The organism is Streptomyces sp. A1136 (genome assembly GCF_004795055.1).
GTDB lineage: Bacteria > Actinomycetota > Actinomycetes > Streptomycetales > Streptomycetaceae > Streptomyces.
Genome location: NZ_SSBJ01000014.1, coordinates 73,579 through 89,646 on the forward strand (window position 1 = coordinate 73,579; position 16,068 = coordinate 89,646).

Below are 16,068 nucleotides of genomic sequence, written 5' to 3' on the forward strand. Positions count from 1 at the left end.
GGATGACGCTCGCTGTGCCGTCGGGGCCGGCGCCGGTTAGACTGGACGCACCATCTGTTACTCAGGCGCGGAAGGCCCCCCACCTCGTGGGGGGCCTTCCGTCTTGTTCGGGCATCCGCGGAGGTCAGGCGACCTGGAGCTTCGGCCTGCCGGTGGGAGCCGGCGGGGCCTGGTGGTAGGTGGGCAGCTTGAGGTTGGGAAGGTCGCCCGCCTGGATTCGCGCGAGGGACGCCCGGAAGGCGGCCTCCATCGCTTCCGGGCTCTCGTACTTCGCCGCGAGCGGGTGCAGTCGGTACGAGTTGCCGTTGCGCTCCTCGCTGCGCGGTCGCAGGACGATGTTCAGGTCGCACAACGGCGCCATCAGCCCGCTGATGGCCTGCGGGGTGACCCCGTACTCGGCCGCCATGTCCTTCTGGCGTACCGGCAGGGTCCCCCCGAAGTCGCTCCGGGAGACGAGGTACTGCAGGAACTTGACGGCGGACCCCGACAGCGGCAGGGCCCAGATGCGCTCCGCGACGATCGGAGACATGACGTTAGCCATGGGATGGCCTTCCTCGTGAACGGTCGCCCGTGCGCGGGCCTGACAGGACTATCACCCAGTGCGCCTTCTCTTGGGAGCGGGAACCTCGGCCCCGAAGTCGAGGTGCAGTTGCTCCTGGTGTGCGCCCTCGGGTCCCACCGCATACGGGAAGGACTCCGGGTCGTTGCCGTGCTTCTCGGCGATCTCCGCGAGAACCTCCTGCTGAGCGGTGCTGTTGCCCTGGAACCACAGGCGCACGTTGATCTGGATGCGCCCGTTGCCGGCCTTCTCCACCCAGTTGTAGCCGCAAAGGGCCTGGACGGCACGGTTGACCGTGGAACGCGAGATCATCTTGCCGCCCTTCTGAGCGGCGATCTTGTTCAGCCCGTCGGTGATCTCCTGCTGCGTGTACTGGGTGATGCCGGTGCCCGGCACCTGACCACCCGCCACGAAGAGGAAGACGCACAGCTGGGACTTGGTGATGCTGTTCGCGACGGCCAACTGGGCAAGGAGCTGGGTGAACCAGTTGCTGGCGAGGCTGTAGCCGGCGCCTCCGGCCATGTCGTGGACGGACTTCGGGTCCGCCGCGTATTCGAGGTGGACCCCCTTGAGGCGACGACGGCCGGTGGGATCGGCGGCGTTGGCCACCTGCTCGCCGAGCTGCTGGCCCAGAACGGCCAGGATGTCCCCGTACTCGGCGTCGTTTCCGGCGGCGGCGGGGAGGGGAACAGGACGGGGCCCGCGCTGTCGACGACGGGCGGGCGGATCAGATGTCACAGGACCTCCTTGTTACTCAGGCGGTCCGAGACTATCCAAAAAATCAACGGGGGCTTGTCTTTTGGTGCGTCGGCGCGCCGAATCTCAAGCCCGGGACGAGCCTTGTGCGCGACAGGCGCCAAAAGTACACCACACGTGTAGTTATTTTGCCCAAGGGCCCCGAAAGTCCACGGCTCCTTGATTTCGGTTGTCGCGATGGTGGCACATGTTGTTCGAGCGGTCGGTGCCGCGCGGGCCACTGGGCCACCCATGCGCACCGCTCTGACCTGCGGCGATCCGAAGCGCGACAGCGCGCGAAGAAAGTACACCCCTGCTTGAGTTTTCCGCGAAATGTGCTCGCCAGGTACACATTTCGAAGGGTCAAATGTGTCCTGGGCGACACATCACCTCGGGAGAACCAGCAGGTCAGAGGCCTGTGGACGCGCGGCTCTCTTACTACAAGAGCAACCGACCACCGGGGCCCCGCGAAGGCACGACGCTCTGTTTGTTCTGATGGTCCGTCAGCATTGGGGCGGTGGCACATGAGCCGGCTTCCCGACACCGCTGCGCACACCGCTGCCGGCAACCGCTGCCGGCAGCATGCCGATCGACCGAGTCCACTCCCCCGTCAACACATCAGCCGCCGCACCTCAGCCCCAGCAGCCTTCCGCCCGCCCACTTGCTCAGGGCTCCCGCCCCAGCCGACTCTTCGAGCAGCCACCGGGTTTGTCTTCGGCCCTCGTGTCCACCGAGGGCGCCCCGCGCCCGAGGGGTGCACCGCCGACCGTCAGGGAGGCGGTGCAGGACGCGGGGGTGAGCGGGTCCAGGGCGCCCGAGCGCCTGGCGAGGGGGTCTGGGGGGCGAGCAGCCCCCCATGCCAAGGCCGGTCCAGCGCGGCCAGGCGCTGGCGGGGTCCAGGGGCTGGCCCCTGGGATTCACGGTCCGCAGTCGACGAGGGACAAGAGCCCTCGCCCCGAAGAGTTCGTTCTCTTCTGGGCCGGCGCAGCAGGAAAATTGCACACAACGGTCAAAAGTGACCCACAGAATGGGGCCTCAGAGGGCCGTTCGCGAGGGCCCTGGTGCGATGAGACCTTCGAGGCCACTCCAGGCCGCCAGAAGGCGCTACAGGGCTTTTCCGCCTCTGCTGATCGGTGTGCGCGGATCACGGCATCGCCTCAACGGCGCAACGGGGGTGGGTCCGAGAAGGGTGGGCGGTTTCGGTGAGCCAGCGGCGCGGTCGGGTGAGACCGGTCCGCTCCGGGGCGGCGAGGGGGTGGTGGTCGGTGCGCATGGGGCTTGATGGGGCTCGCACGGTTCCGGCTCCGACCCCCGTGACCGGGAAGAGAAGCTGTCGGCAGCCTGGCCGGTGCGTGGACAAATTAGTTCAGAACGTCGACAAGCGGGCCACCAACGACGAGGCAGGGCAGGGGCCATGGGCGACGTGTTTTCGGTGTGCCTCTTCGCCTTCCGCCAAGAAGGTTAGTAAGGTACCCGCATGACCGCTCCATATGATCCGGAAGTCAGGGAAAAGGTAGTCGCAAAGCTGCCTGGGTCCCTGCGGCAGGAACTCAAGGTCCGCGCCGCCCAGTTGGGCGTGGACATCCAGGACGCCGTCACCGAGGGCATCCACGCATGGCGCGCCGACGCCTCGGCGGCGACCACCGTGGACACCTCCGGCGCCTCCTCGTTCTCCACCTATCTCCCGACAGGCCTGTACGGGGAGTTCAAGGAGGACTGTCGGACACGGGAGATCCCGTACAACCAGGGGGTGGCCCAGTCGATCCGGCTGTGGCTCGACACCCACCCCTCCCCCATGGGCCGGCGCCGTCCCGCCCACGAGGGGGCCCGCCGGATCGTGGTCTGCAACCAGAAGGGCGGCGTCGGCAAGAGCGCCATCAGCAACGGCGTCTCCCAGGCCCTCGCCGAGACCGGCGCGCGGGTCTGCGTCATCGACTTCGACCCCCAGGGCCACCTCACCCGCCATCTCGGCGCCGAGATGCTCTCCATCAAGGAGCCCAGCCTCGCCAAGCACATGCTGGGCGAGATCGAAGGCCGGGTCCGCGACCTTCTCGTCCCCATCGAGCACGGGGTGTTCGCCGGACGCCTGTTCCTCCTCCCGTCCTGCAAGGACGCCTTCCTCCTGGACGCGCGGCTGGCCACCACCCGTCATGTGCGCACCAAGGAAACAGCCCTGGAGAAGGCACTGGAGGAGCTGGAGAAGGAGTTCGACTACATCGTCGTCGACTGCCCGCCCAGCCTCGGCTACACCATGGACACGGCCCTCTACTACGCGCGCACCCGCGAGGGAGAGCCCGAGAAGACCTCCGGGATCATCGTCCCCGTACAGGCCGAGGACACCTCCGCGGACGCCTACGACATGCTCAGCGAGCAGTTGGAGGACCTGATCGACGACCTCGGCATCGAGATCGCGCAGCTCGGTTTCGTCGTCAACCTCTACGACAGCCGCAAGGGGTACGTCGTCACCTCCTCCCTGAACAGTTGGAAGGAGTTCGGCGACCCGCCCGTCATCACGGTCATCGCGGACTTGAAGGAACAGCGCGAGGCCGTGCGCGTCAAGCTGCCCCTCCTGCACTACGCGCCCGAGTGCGAGCAGTCCGAGGCCATGCGTGAGATCGCGCGGGTGATCGCGGCATGAGCAAGAGCGACCTCCTCGGCACCGGCGCCGCCTTCAGCAACGCCCGCCGGAGCAGTGGCCGCAGCGAGCGGGGGCGGGCCAAGGCCATCGCGCAGGGGGATGTGCCGGCGTACGAGCTCATCCGCGTTCCTCTCGACCAGGTCTCCCCCACGCCCCTGAACCCGCGCCGCAACTTCGGTACGGACGAGGAGAAGACCCGCTTCGGCGAGGAGCTGCGGCAGGCGCAGCTGTCAGCGTGTGTCGTCGTCAGCCGCGCCGCCTATCTGGGGCTGTGGCCGGACCACGAGTCCCGTATCGGCGCGGCGACCCACGTCCTCATCAACGGTGAGCGCCGCTTCCGCAGTGCCCTCCACGTAGGGCTGGAGGCCCTGGACTTCGTCGTGCGCGACGACCTCGCGGCCTCCCGCACCGACTTCATCGACCACCTCCTCGCGGAGAACCTGGAACGCGAGGACTTCGACGTCATCGAGCGCGCCCGTGGCGTGCAGCAGTTGGTCGACACCTGCGCCGGCGACGAGGGGCGCGAACACGGGGCGAAGTCCCGGGCCGCCGAGCGGCTGGGGCGTTCCCCGTCGTGGGTGACGAACCAGCTGGTGCTGCTGGAGCTCCCCGAGGAGATCCAGCTCATGCTCAGCTCGGGCGAACTGCCGGAGCGTGACGGTCGCCTGCTGGCCCGTAAGGCGAAGGAACAGCCCGGCATCGGCGCGGCCGACCTTCTGGCTCTGCTTCAGCAGAACAAGCAGCAGGAAGCGGAAGTGAAGGCGGCCCAGCGGGAGATCCTGCGCAGCGTGCAGGAGCCGGGCGCGAGACTGGCCGGGGGAGTACCGGTGGGCTCGGAGCCGGTCGCGCAGCCGTCTCGACTTTTGTCCGCGGACAAAAGTCCGCGGGAGGGTGAGGAGGACGCGGAGCCGGGTACCCCTGCGCACCGACTTTTGTCCGCGGACAAAGATCGACCCCAGGGCGGCCACGACTCCGAACCGGACCGACACACCTCCGGACCTTTGTCCGCGGACAAAAGTCCCGAGGAGGACGGGGAGGGCTCCACCAAGGGCCCGGAGACGGACCGACTTTTGTCCGCGGACAAAAGTCGGGCGACGGAGAGCGTTCCGCCGATGTCGGCACCGGCACCCGCACCGGCACAGCCGGCTGCCCCGGTCGCCGAGCCGGTCCGCGCACCCTCCCTTTCCCAGCCGGGCGGCGGGCGCGAACCGGAGAACGTGATCCCGTCGCAGACCCGGACGACGGACGGTACGCCGGCTCCGTGGCAGGACCCCAAGGCCATGTACGAGGCGATCCGGACCAACATGTCAGCCAAGCACCGCGCCGAGCTGACGGTGCTCCTGATCGAGAACAACCGGCGAAGCTGAGCTCCCACCGACCCGATCGAGGCCTACCGCAAGACCGCGGTAGGCCTCGACTTTTGTCCGCGGACAAAAGTCGAAGCACTGGGCAGTGACGAGCGGCCGCGTCGGACGCACCCGCCACCCGACTTTTGTCCGCGGACAAAAGTCCGCGGGAGGGTGAGGAGGACGCGGAGCCGGGTACCCCGACGCACCGATCTTTGTCCGCGGACAAAGATCGACCCCAAGGCGGCCACGACTCCGAACCGGACCGACACACCTCCGGACCTTTGTCCGCGGACAAAAGTCCCGAGGAGGACGCGGAGGGCTCCACCAAGGGCCCCGAGGCGGACCGACTTTTGTCCGCGGACAAAAGTCGGGCGACGGGGGCGAGCCAGAGAGGCGCGCGCGGTCGCCCGGGTAAGGCGGCGACGCCCGGGGGGCTGGTGACGGCAGCGGAGTCACCCGGCCCGCAGGTCGCTTGGTACAAGAGCAGCAGGCCCCCGCCCGGGCTGCCCATCGTGACCGCCAACGGCAGGACACCCAGCCCGACTTCGGTCGTGTGGGTCCGGGAGTGCCTCGGCGGCCGAGAAGCGGATCAGCTCAGTCGTGGTGGGACCCAGGCGTGGTGCCGAAGGATCATGCGGGCTGCGGCGCGGGAGGGGGTCAGCCGCATCGCCGTGTTGCGCAGGGTGACTGCCAGTGGGTGGGCGAGCTGCTGGCCCATCCGCCCGGCCTGCCGCGCGGCCCGCGCGACGGCCTGGCTGCGCGGGCGGCGCTCGGCGTCGTACCGGGCGAGCGCGGCTTCGACGGTGGGCTCGGTGGCTAGCGCGGCGGCCAGGGTGACTGCGTCCTCCAGCGCCTGACAGGCGCCCTGTCCGAGGTTGGGGGTCATCGCGTGTGCCGCGTCACCGAGCAGCGCGATCCGGCCGACCGTGTACGAGGGGAGCGGCGTGCGGATTTCCCTGACGTCGTGGTGCAGCACGGCGGCGGGCCGGGTCGCGTCGAGCAGCGCCCGAATCGGGTCGTGCCAGTCTTGGAACCGTCGGCGCAGTTCGGCCAGCGGGTCGGGGAACCGCGTCCCGGCGGGCAGGTTGAGGACGGCGTGCCACTCGGCTCGTCCGTCACGAAAGGCGATGTGCCCGAACTCGGCCCCCCGCCCCCAGGTCAGCTCGAAGTCGGTGCTCAGTTCGACCGCCTGCTCGGTGATGGCGCGCAGCACCGTCGAGCCGCTGTAGACCGGGCCGGGGTGGGCTGGGAAGAGGAGGCCGCGTACCTTGCTGCCGATGCCGTCGGCCGCCACCACCAAATCGGCGTCCAGGACCTTGTCGCCGCAGCGGACTCGAACCGTCCCCGGGGCGATCTGCCCGACCAAGCTCGCCTCGGAGCCGATAAGCAGTGCCTCAGCGGGCAGCGCCTCGCAAAGCAGCCGGTGCAAGGTGGAGCGGGGGATGCCCATGATCGGCGTGCCCACCGCCTTCTCGAGTACCGCGCCGTCCATCCGGACCAGCCGGGCCCCCTCTGGCGTGCGGGTGCCGCCGCTGTACTGGCCTCGCGAGGCGTCCCGTACCGCCTCGCCGACGCCGAGTTCGTCAAGTGCGCGCAGGCCGTTGGCTGCCAGTGAGATGCCCGCCCCCGCGTCCTCAAGCGTGGGCGCGCGCTCGACGACCGTCACTTCCCATCCGATGCGGCGCAGGCCGATCGCGGCGGCGAGCCCGCCGATACCCCCTCCGACCACAACTGCCGTCTTGCCCATGCCGACCCCCAGAGTTTCTACACCTGTAGAAGGATGACCCTATCGGAGGCTCTACAGGTGTAGAAAGGGGCCATGGCTTCGGATCGACGCACCCTCCTCGCAGACGCGGCTCTCGACGTACTCGCCGACGAAGGGGTCCGCGGCCTGACCCACCGGGCGGTCGACCGCAGAGCGGCCCTGCCGCCCGGCACCACGTCGGCGTACTTTCGCACCCGGGCCGCGCTGCTCACTGGTCTCGTCACCCGGCTGGTCCAACTCGACCAGGAGGAACTGCACACGATGGCCGAGCAACTCCCGCCCATTCTCACGGCCGAGGAACTCGTCGCCGGCATGGTGGTGCTCACCCGTCAGCGGCTCACCGGCGAAGGGCGCCGCCGCTCGCTCGCCCGTTACGCCTGTGCCGTCGAGAGCGTGCGGGACCCCGAGCTGCGCGAGATTCTCGTCCCCCGCGAGAACGCCGGCCGCGAGGCCGTCCGACTGTTCCTCGCCGGTCAGGGCGTGACGGATGTCGAGAACCGCACCCACACCCTGCTGACCTGTGTCGACGGGCTGATCTTCGACCGGCTGGTGTGCGGCGGCGAAGTACCGCGCGAGCCTCTCGAAGGCCTTGTCGCCGCAGCCCTGCGGTAGGGCCCGGCCGCCCACGACCCGGCCTGAGCCCGGAAACCACGCCTCCGCCACATACAAGCGCTCGGCGTCCGGCTCGCACTAGGCTCCGCCATGCAAATGCCCTGGGTCTCGGGCGGGGTGGCGCCGGCGAGTGGGCGGGCCCCGTCGGAGGCCGGGCTGGTACGAGATGACCCACCGGGGGCGGATGCCGTGCAGGACTCCGTCGAGCAAGGGCTTCGCGACGCGATCGCCGAAGCGGACTCTTCCGACTGGTCCGTCAGGGCCGCCGCCGGCCGACGGCCGGCGGCGGCGCCTCGGATCGGGGGCGTGGCCGAAGTCCTGCACCGTCTGCTGCCGGACACCCAGGACACCGGGGTGACCTCCGATACCGCCGTCGCACTGCCGGCTCGGAGGGACCCGGCCGGGCTGCGTGCGGTGCTTGCGGCCCGGGCGGTCGCGTGCGACGTGGGAACGGCCGATCAACTCGAAGCGGAACTTGACGGCGACCCACGCCGGACGACCGGACAGGGTGGCGACGAGCTGGTCGCGCAGCTTCGGGCCCTGGCTTCGGATACGAACCCCGAGGTTCGCGACGAGGCCAGGTTGCGACTCCCACGCCTGCGCTGACCCGTACGACGAGGGGCCGACTTTTGTCCGCGGACAAAAGTCGGCCCCTCGTCAGGTGTTCGCGCCTTGAGGCAGAGTCTCGGCTGGGCCGGCCGCCGGGCGGGTCCGAGTCGTCCGGGCGGCGCTTGCCGGCCGGACCCCACGAGAGGAAGAAAACGTTGGACATCATGGTGGACGACCTGTCGGGCCCGGAGATGGTCCTGTTCCTCGAAGCCCACGTCAGGCAGATGCAGGCCATCACGCCTGCGGGCAGCAAGCACGCCCTCGATCTCGACGGGCTGCGGAGCCCCGCCATGACGGTCTGGTCGGTCTCCGACGGGGGGACGTTGGTGGGCTGCGGCGCCATCAAGCGGCTGGACGCGGAACACGCGGAGCTGAAGTCGATGCGCACCCGACCGTCACGGACGAGGAGCGGGGTCGCGTCCCGACTTCTGGGGCACATCGTCGGTGAGGCGCGGGGCATGGGCTTCAGCCGGCTGAGTCTGGAGACGGGCTCCTCCGCCTTCTTCCTGCCGGCGCGCAGGCTCTACGAGAAGTTCGGCTTCCGGGAGTGTGCGCCGTTCGCGGACTACCGGCCCGACCCGAACAGCACGTTCATGACGAGGGAGCTCTGAGGGACTCTCGCTGCGGGTGGGCGTGGGCCGCGGGGGAGGGGACCGCGGGGCCGGCCGAGAAGCGCATGTGCCGGGAGAGGGTGAGCCGCTGGCGCAGTGGCTTCGCCGCGGCAGCCCGAGGTCGTCCAGGGCGCTCCCGTGTCCCTGCGCACGGCGCCGACGGGCTCCCGGCCCCAGGGTCTCAAGGCGGATCGGGGTCGGGCCGCCCGAACGTGCGCGGGGGGAGGGGTTCGGGGGGCGAGCCCCCCGTCCCCTGTCCCCCTGTCCCCGGACAGGTACTGAAGGTCCCTCTCACAGCTTCGGTCCCTGGTCCTTCAGTCACTGCATAAACCTGCAGGTCAACGGCCCGGCCTCGGCTCGACAGGGACCGAAGGGACTCAAATCTCTAGTTATGAGCCAGATATGCAATACCTAGATCCTTTACGCGCCCGCGCATACACACACGCACGTAAAGGCCGGAAGTAGTCACTTTGAGTCCCTTTGGTCCCTGTCGGTCCCTGTGCACCGCTGTGACCTGCATCTTTGTCCAGGGACTGAAGCGTCAGGGACCGAACGCCCCTCCAGCCCCTCGGTACCTGTGCTGTCGGTTGCCGTCGGTCTCCCGGCGGGAAGCAGTGGCTGTCCTTCTGGGACGGCCGTCGTGCCCGCCTTGAGGCCCGGTGGAGGCGTGGGGGCCACCGGCCGGGGACTAACTGCCCGCGACACGCCCGGGGATGGGCCGGAAATCGCCGGAAACTCCCCGGGGCGGAGGAGCCTGGGGCCTCAGGGACGGAGGGACTGAAGGGACTCAAATTCGAATAGAGGAGTGATCCACACCGGACGTGGGGGTTTCCCTGGGGTAATCTCCGCGATAGTGAATCTTCAGTCCCTCTGGTCCCTCCGAAGCATGGTCCGGGGACAGAGCAGCCGTCTCCGACACCGCGTCAAGGAAGAGCCAGTGCTTGTCCATCCCGAGGGGCCGTCGCAGGGTGTGCGCGGCGGGGGGCCGATGGATGTGGCCGTCTGGCTGGCGGGACGGGGCTACCCCGTCCATCCGCTGGCTCCGGGTGGCAAGACGCCCGCCGCCAACTGTCGGGACTGCCGGGAGAGCGAGCATGCCCCGGAGGCCTGCCCCTGCCGTGCCGAGCGTCGTTGGTGCCACGGGTTCCACGCCGCGACCACCGATCTCCGTACGGTGCGGGAATGGTGGCAGACGGAGCCGGACTTCGGGATCGGTGTGGCCTGCGGTGCCGCCGGGCTCGTGGTCATCGACGTGGACGCGCATTCGGCGCCGCTGCCCGACCGGCAGCGGCTGCTTCCCGGCATCGCCATCGACGACCGGGTCGACCTGACCGGTCTGCGGAGCGGATTCGACACCTTGGCGCTCCTGGCCGCTCACCGGTCCCGGCCCAACCCGTGCGAGGACGCCTCCACCCTGCGCGTACGCACACCCTCCGGCGGGATGCACATCTGGTACCGGGCGCCAAAGGACGGGCCGCGGTTCCGGTGCTCCAGCGGGTCGAGTTCCCGGGTCGCACTGGCCTGGCAGGTCGACGTGCGGGCGATCGGCGGGTACATCGTGGCGCCTTCCACCCGCACCTCCGCAGGGGTCTACGAGGCGCTGCCCGGCGCGCGGGTCCCGGCGGCCCTCCCGCTGTGGCTGGCCGCCGAGTTGGTGCGTACGGGGCACGACGGGCAGCCCGTGGCGCCGGCGCCGGCCCGGGCGAAGCGGGCTCCGCGGGGCAGGGGACGACAAGGACAGGGATCGGGACAGGGGGATCGGGTGCTGGCGTCGCTGTTGGAGGAAGTGCGTGCCTGCGGACTCAGTCCCTCCGGGACGGCGTTCAGCGAGAAGCTCAACCGGGCCGCCTTCACCGCCGGTGGACTGGTCGCCGCCGGGCACCTCGTGGAAGAGGAGGGCCGCCGGCTGCTCCTGGAGGCGGCGGACGGGGCTCGCCCGCACCAGACGCGCCGCAACGTCCTCATCGTCGACGCGGGGTTGCGCGCCGGAAGAGAACGACCGATCCAGCCCAAGGAACGCGCATGAGCGCCGGAAGCACGGGGTTCGACGCCCAGGCCGCGGCGGAACAGCTCGCGGCGTTCGGCACGGAGGCCGCGACGGCCGGCCCGCGCCTGCCCGCCCAGCAGGCAGGGGCGCAGGCCGTCGCGGGCGCCGCCGACTTCGTCCAGGCCGGTCTGTTGCACAACCTGACCGACCGGGGAAACGCGAAGCTGTTCGCGCACCTGCACCACGACCGGTTCCGGCACGTCGAGGGCCTGGGCTGGTACGTGTGGGACGAGTACCGGTGGAAGCGCACGGGCGGCGAGAAGGCCGCGATCTGGGCCGCCGGGGACATGGCCGAGGAGTTGCCCGTCCACGACCCGCGCGGGGTGTTCACCGACCGGGAGCTGGCCCAGCACCGCAAGCGGGCGATGTCCACCTCCGGCGTGAAGGCCATGCTCACGCAGGCCAAGGCCTCGCCGGAGCTCGCACTCGACCCCGACACCCTGGACGGGGACAAGTACGCCCTGTGCACCCCGGCGGGCGTCGTGGACCTGCGCACGGGCGACCTGCACAAGCCCAACCCCACGCAGGACCTCCACTCGCGCGCCACGCACCTGGCGCCCGAGGCCGTGCCCACGCCGCGCTTCCACCGCTTCCTGGACGAGACCTTCGGCGAGGACGACAAGGGCAAGGAGATGATCCACTTCCTGCATCTCCTGCTCGGCTACAGCATCACCGGCGACGTGGGCGGCCAGGTGCTGCCGTTCCTCTACGGAGTGGGCGCGAACGGGAAGTCGGCGCTGCTCGACGTGGTGATCAAGATCCTCGGGGACTACGCGGACGTGGCGCCCCCCGGCTTCCTGATGGAGCGCGGCAAGTTCAACGAACATTCGACCGAGCTGACGGAGCTGCACGGCCGGCGGCTCTTCGTCTGCAGCGAGCTCAAGCCCCACGACAAGTTCGACGAGGCCCGGGTCAAACTGCTCACCGGCGGCGATCGGCTCAAGGCGCGCCGGATGCGGCAGGACTTCTTCAGCTTCGAACCGACGCACAAACTCTGGCTGCTGGGCAACCACCGACCGGAGGTGGGGACGGGCGGCCATGCCTTCTGGCGCCGTATCCGGCTCATCCCCTTCGAGAAGGTCGTTCCCGACCACCGCAAGATCGACAACCTCGCCGAGACGCTCGTCCAGGAGGAGGGCCCCGGCATCCTCCACTGGATGATCCAGGGCGCCAAGGCCTACCTCGCCGCCAAACCGGCCCTGGTGGGGCCCAGCGTGGTCCGTACGGCCACGCAGGCCTACGCCACCACCGAGGACCACATCGGGCGGTTCCTGGCGGAGTGCTGCACCACCGGGAGCGACTTCGCCGAGCCCCGCGACCTGAAAGTGGAACAGGGCGCCCTCTACCGCGCCTACAGTGCCTGGTGCAGTGATGGGGAGGGCCTGCGGCCCGCGACCACGCGCGCGTTCGCCACGCGGATCAGGGCCGAGGTCGGTGTCGCGTCACCGAGTGAGATGTTGCGCTCGAACGGGCAGAAGTTCTATCCCGGGCTGGCGCTTCTCGCGGACGAGGACCAGTTACCGCGCGAGGCGAACAGGGCAACCACGACGTGATCGGCCCATGCGTGCCGCCGCCCCGGGACGGGCATGCCTACGATGGACGAGGAACATGAACACATCCACCACCCGGTCGCGCCGCACAGGCGGCGGCTGCATAACGGCACCGGCGCCGCTCGCGGCGCGGTGGAACCAGGGGCCCCGTCGGGGCGACGTGCATGAGGAGGGACCCACGCCATGAGCTCGCTACTGTCGGCAAGCGATCTCGCCCACGAGGTCAAAGTGGTGTGGCTGGAGAACCCGGAGCAGCTCGACTACGTCCGCCAGGCCCTCGACAAGACGCCCCGTCGGCGGGGCAAGCCCCGGTACCACCGCGACGGGCGCATGATCGGTTTCACCGAGCTCGGTGAGACGGCGGAGGCCGATCCCGACAGCGGGCTCCAGAAGCGGCGCGTGTTCTACCTGCTGCCGCACGATCGGGACGCCGAGCCCGACGGGCTGTACCGCGAAGGGGCGCCCGGCGAGGCGGTGGACCCGCGGACGATCCAGCCCCGGCAGGTCGGGAGGAAGACGGAGCGGTCGCAGCGAGGGCTCTCCGCGCCCACGGTCGCCTGATCCGTCCGCCGCGCAACCATTTCCGGTCCCTCAGTGCTCCGCGCGCTCCGAGGGACCTTCGCGGTGCCCGGGGCCTCAGAAGGCGAAGTCGACGTAGTCGATGTCGGTGAACTCGACCAGGAGCCCGGCGGCGCGCCCGCCGTTGTCCTTGAAGTAGATCTCCTGGAGGCCCTCCGCCGCGATGGCGCGCAGTTCGGCTTCGGTGGCGCCGGCCTCCTGGGCGGTGAAGAGGCGGCTCGCGTACTCCGGTGGCAGGTGCTGGGTGATGCGTCGGATGCGGCCGTCGTCGGTGGTGCCGGGGGCGGCGGTGAAGCCGAAGCGGGCGCGGGTCTCGATGACGAGGCCGGTGGTGCGGGCGGCCCGGTCGCGGGCGCGCCGGCGGACCAGGGGCTGCCAACGGCGGCGTACCTCGTCGGCCAGGCGGGTGGCCAGGGCCGGTTTGGGACTCCTGATCTGGTTCTTGACGTAGCGCTCGACCGTGCGCTGGGAGATGCCGAGCAGGCGCGCGGTTTCCCGGGTGGACCTGAGCTGCTTCACGAGGAAGCGCATCTGGGCGCCCGCGGACCTGGGGATCGGGCGGGTGAAGTTCTGCTCGTCGGCGCGGACGAGGCTTTCGTCGATCTCGGAGGGGGGCATGGGTCCTTACTCTCCGTCGGCCGCTGCGTCGTGGCCCTTGATGTGGCGTGCGGGGTTGAGCTGTGAGTCGAGCATCTCGACGGCCCAGAGGAGGGGTTGGGTGCCCTCGTGCTTGACCATGCCCGGGCTGACCCCGATACGGAAGCCGCCGGGCAGGGGCTTGCCTTCCGGGGTGCGGGGGAGGAAGTCCAGGGGGCCGGGTCCGGGGGAGAGGTACACGGCGCAGTCGGAGAGGACCGCGATGGGGTACTCCCCGGCCGCGGTGGCCAGTTTGCGCATCTTGCGGTGCATGTTGACCCGGGCCGTGGAGATGACGGCGGCGCGGATGTCGGGGCGCCAGGTGGGGCGTTCGAGGGCCGCCCACGCCTCGCCCGGGCGGTAGCCGGCGCCCTGGGGGCGTTCGCGGAGTTTGCCGATGCCGCCCTTGACGGTGGATTTGATCGCCGAGAGGACCGAGCCGGCGATCGGGTCGTGCTGCTTGTACGTCGTCATCGCCTCCAGGAACTCGCTCTCCGTGAGGGCGGGGGTGATGCCGAGGTCCGCCATCGTGGCCATGTAGGCGTCGCGGAGGCGGGTGTACCAGGCGTCGAGGTAGGCGCCGCTCTCGGGGCGCAGCCAGGCCTCGGTGGGGTGTACGGCGTGGCCGAGTTCCTGCGCGTAGGCGAGGGTCGGGGTCGCGTACCAGGCCGGGCCGGTCGGGGGGCGGCCGTGGGGGGTGAAGGGGCTCGGGAGACGGGGGTCGTGGGGGAGGGAGGAGAGGTCCGCCAGCCAGCAGCCGGGGGTCTTGGGGTCGAAGCGGGGCGCCGTGGTGTGGGTCGCGGGACCCAGCCCGACGACGAGACGGTTGGCTGCCGCGGCGAAGGCCATGTTCACGTCGATGCCGACGGCGTGGGTACGGGCGCACTCGTCGTCGGTGAGGAGTTGTGGGTCACGGAACCAGTCGTACGCCTCTTCGTCGAGGACCTGGTCCGGGGTGCGTTGGTGGGCCCGGGGGTAGAGGGCGGCTACGACCGGGTGTTCGTCGGGGGCCTCCGGGGGCGCCGGGTCGACGGGGCGGGTCAGGGAGCCGGGGACCGGGGCGGATTCCCAGGCGCCCGTGACGGGGTTGCGGGCGGCGCGGGTGGGCGGGCGCAGGGCCGTCATGAGTTCGAGACCGGTGACCGCCGTCGAGCCGCGGGGGGTGAGGACCCGGGTGGCGTAGGTGGTGAGGAGCTCGGCGAGTTCGGGGGCGGGGAGGTCGGCGGTGTCCTCGCCCCAGGCGCGGGAGTCGAGGGCGCCCCAGGGGAGGATCGCGAGCTGGACGCACTGGCGGCCGGTGGTGGGGGTCGCGGGGCGGTAGACGCGGGCCCAGGGGCCGAAACCGCGGCGGGTGAGCTGCCACTTGTGCTGCGCGAGGAGCTTGAGGGCGGGGTGGGTGTCGGGGAGGCGCAGGGCGCGGCGGTCTTCGAGGACGAGGGGCAGGCCGAGGGCTTCGGTGGCGGCCGCGGTGAGGACGAGGAGGGGGTCGCCGTCCTTGCCGTTTCGGTGGAGGCGCGGGGAGCGGAGGTTGGCGTCGGGGCCGAGGGCCCAGGCGATGAGGGTGGGGAGATGGGTGGCGGCCTTGGGGGGGAGGTCGAGGAGGACGCCGCCGCCGATGTGGGCGTGGGTGGTACCGGTGAGGACGGCGAGGGGGGCGGTGTGGGGGGTGGTGGTGCGGGGAGGCGTGGTGCGGGGCGCGGGGGAGTGCGGGGCGCGGGAGTGTCGGACGGGGGAGGGGGGAGCGGGGGCGGGCGGGTGAGAGGCGGTCGGGGGGTGGGGCTGAGGCTGCGGTTGGGGGGCGGGGATGGTCGCGGTGGCCTCTGCGGTCCCGGCCTCTGCGGGCGCCGCGGGGGAGGAGGGCGTGTCCGGCAGGGTCCCGGGGGCGGGGGCGGGGGCCGGGGTGCCGGGGGCGGGGTGGAGGGCCGAGAGGCCTTCGAGGAGGCGGGCGTAGGCCGCGCGCTTCGGGGGGCGGGGGGCGGTGCGGCCGGTTTCCCAGGAAGTGACCGTTTCCCGGCGGACGGAGAGGGCCTTGGCGATCTGGTCCTGGCTCAGACCGGCGGCCTCGCGCAGGCGCTTGCGCTCGTCGGGGTGGGGCAGACCGTCCTGTGCGGCGGCCTCTTCGAGCAGGGCGTCGACCGCTGCGAAGAGGGTGGTCTGTTCGGGGTCCTGGCTCATGGCGTCTCGTCGGGTCTCTCGTCGGGCTCGGTCATCAACGTCTCCGCGGCAAGGCTATGCGAAGCGCACGTTTGAACGCACACGAAACGCACGCAGGGGCGCCGATACAGGCACAACGCATCGCCGGCCCTTACGGCGGGCTGCCTCGGATGCGGCTATCAGCACCTCGGCGACGGCCCTGAGGTCGTCGGGGGAGAGGTGGG

General features: G+C 70.6%; 13 protein-coding genes. 8 read left to right on the forward strand and 5 right to left on the reverse strand.

Annotated elements, in window-relative coordinates; translation table 11 throughout:
* Positions 1 to 124 precede the first annotated feature (124 nt).
* Together E6R62_RS15685 and E6R62_RS15690 are read right to left on the reverse strand one after the other, a co-directional pair.
* On the reverse strand, positions 125 to 541 hold the full coding sequence (locus E6R62_RS15685; protein WP_136214044.1) for a hypothetical protein: 417 nt from the start codon (positions 539 to 541) through the stop codon (positions 125 to 127).
* A gap of 51 nt (positions 542 to 592) precedes the next feature.
* Positions 593 to 1,297 (reverse strand): hypothetical protein, encoded by a 705-nt coding sequence (locus E6R62_RS15690; protein WP_136214045.1) that lies wholly within the window; start codon positions 1,295 to 1,297, stop codon positions 593 to 595.
* 1,474 nt (positions 1,298 to 2,771) lie between these two features.
* Between E6R62_RS15690 and E6R62_RS15695 the strand changes: the two genes are divergently transcribed.
* Both E6R62_RS15695 and E6R62_RS15700 read left to right on the forward strand, forming a co-directional pair.
* A complete protein-coding gene (locus E6R62_RS15695; RefSeq protein WP_136214046.1) occupies positions 2,772 to 3,932 on the forward strand; it encodes a ParA family protein in 1,161 nt (386 codons plus the stop codon).
* Entirely contained in the window at positions 3,929 to 5,299 is a 1,371-nt protein-coding gene (locus E6R62_RS15700) for a plasmid partitioning protein (RefSeq protein WP_136214047.1), read from the forward strand. The genes E6R62_RS15695 and E6R62_RS15700 overlap by 4 nt, the downstream gene beginning before the upstream one ends.
* A 571-nt stretch (positions 5,300 to 5,870) precedes the next feature.
* Here E6R62_RS15700 and E6R62_RS15705 read toward each other — a convergent pair.
* Positions 5,871 to 7,028 carry an FAD-dependent monooxygenase gene (locus E6R62_RS15705; protein WP_136214048.1) on the reverse strand — a complete coding sequence of 386 codons (1,158 nt, stop codon included), beginning with the start codon at positions 7,026 to 7,028 and terminating at the stop codon, positions 5,871 to 5,873.
* Positions 7,029 to 7,100: 72 nt separating this feature from the next.
* Here E6R62_RS15705 and E6R62_RS15710 point away from each other — a divergent pair, with 72 nt between their 5' ends.
* The 6 genes from E6R62_RS15710 (at position 7,101) to E6R62_RS15735 (ending at position 13,036) form a co-directional block, all read left to right on the forward strand.
* A complete protein-coding gene (locus tag E6R62_RS15710) occupies positions 7,101 to 7,658 on the forward strand; it encodes a TetR/AcrR family transcriptional regulator (RefSeq protein ID WP_136214049.1) in 558 nt (185 codons plus the stop codon).
* Between the two features lie 306 nt (positions 7,659 to 7,964).
* Positions 7,965 to 8,264: a hypothetical protein gene (locus E6R62_RS15715; RefSeq protein ID WP_136214050.1), complete on the forward strand. Its 300-nt coding sequence runs from the start codon at positions 7,965 to 7,967 to the stop codon at positions 8,262 to 8,264.
* A 158-nt stretch (positions 8,265 to 8,422) separates the two neighbouring features.
* On the forward strand, positions 8,423 to 8,878 hold the full coding sequence (locus E6R62_RS15720) for a GNAT family N-acetyltransferase (RefSeq protein ID WP_136214051.1): 456 nt from the start codon (positions 8,423 to 8,425) through the stop codon (positions 8,876 to 8,878).
* Positions 8,879 to 9,872: 994 nt separating this feature from the next.
* Positions 9,873 to 10,904, forward strand: coding sequence for a bifunctional DNA primase/polymerase (locus E6R62_RS15725; RefSeq protein ID WP_240801707.1), 1,032 nt, complete (start codon positions 9,873 to 9,875; stop codon positions 10,902 to 10,904).
* Complete coding sequence (locus E6R62_RS15730) at positions 10,901 to 12,478, forward strand: phage/plasmid primase, P4 family (protein WP_136214052.1); 1,578 nt, start codon at positions 10,901 to 10,903, stop codon at positions 12,476 to 12,478. Before E6R62_RS15725 ends, E6R62_RS15730 begins: the two co-directional genes overlap by 4 nt.
* 180 nt (positions 12,479 to 12,658) lie before the next feature.
* A complete protein-coding gene (locus E6R62_RS15735) occupies positions 12,659 to 13,036 on the forward strand; it encodes a DUF6009 family protein (RefSeq protein WP_136214053.1) in 378 nt (125 codons plus the stop codon).
* Between the two features lie 75 nt (positions 13,037 to 13,111).
* On the opposite strand, the gene E6R62_RS15740 is transcribed toward E6R62_RS15735, so the two are convergent.
* Both E6R62_RS15740 and E6R62_RS15745 read right to left on the reverse strand, forming a co-directional pair.
* Positions 13,112 to 13,672 carry an XRE family transcriptional regulator gene (locus E6R62_RS15740; RefSeq protein WP_136214054.1) on the reverse strand — a complete coding sequence of 187 codons (561 nt, stop codon included), beginning with the start codon at positions 13,670 to 13,672 and terminating at the stop codon, positions 13,112 to 13,114.
* A 6-nt stretch (positions 13,673 to 13,678) separates the two neighbouring features.
* A complete protein-coding gene (locus tag E6R62_RS15745; RefSeq protein WP_136214055.1) occupies positions 13,679 to 15,865 on the reverse strand; it encodes a helix-turn-helix transcriptional regulator in 2,187 nt (728 codons plus the stop codon).
* Between the last annotated feature and the right edge of the window lie 203 nt (positions 15,866 to 16,068).

Coding starts and splice junctions, on each gene's coding strand:
- E6R62_RS15685 (WP_136214044.1), bottom strand. CDS start 541: ATGGCTAACGTCATGTCTCCGATCGTCGCGGAGCGCATCTGGGCCCTG.
- E6R62_RS15730 (WP_136214052.1), top strand. CDS start 10,901: ATGAGCGCCGGAAGCACGGGGTTCGACGCCCAGGCCGCGGCGGAACAG.
- E6R62_RS15745 (WP_136214055.1), bottom strand. CDS start 15,865: ATGAGCCAGGACCCCGAACAGACCACCCTCTTCGCAGCGGTCGACGCC.
- E6R62_RS15710 (WP_136214049.1), top strand. CDS start 7,101: ATGGCTTCGGATCGACGCACCCTCCTCGCAGACGCGGCTCTCGACGTA.
- E6R62_RS15735 (WP_136214053.1), top strand. CDS start 12,659: ATGAGCTCGCTACTGTCGGCAAGCGATCTCGCCCACGAGGTCAAAGTG.
- E6R62_RS15695 (WP_136214046.1), top strand. CDS start 2,772: ATGACCGCTCCATATGATCCGGAAGTCAGGGAAAAGGTAGTCGCAAAG.
- E6R62_RS15705 (WP_136214048.1), bottom strand. CDS start 7,028: ATGGGCAAGACGGCAGTTGTGGTCGGAGGGGGTATCGGCGGGCTCGCC.
- E6R62_RS15740 (WP_136214054.1), bottom strand. CDS start 13,672: ATGCCCCCCTCCGAGATCGACGAAAGCCTCGTCCGCGCCGACGAGCAG.
- E6R62_RS15700 (WP_136214047.1), top strand. CDS start 3,929: ATGAGCAAGAGCGACCTCCTCGGCACCGGCGCCGCCTTCAGCAACGCC.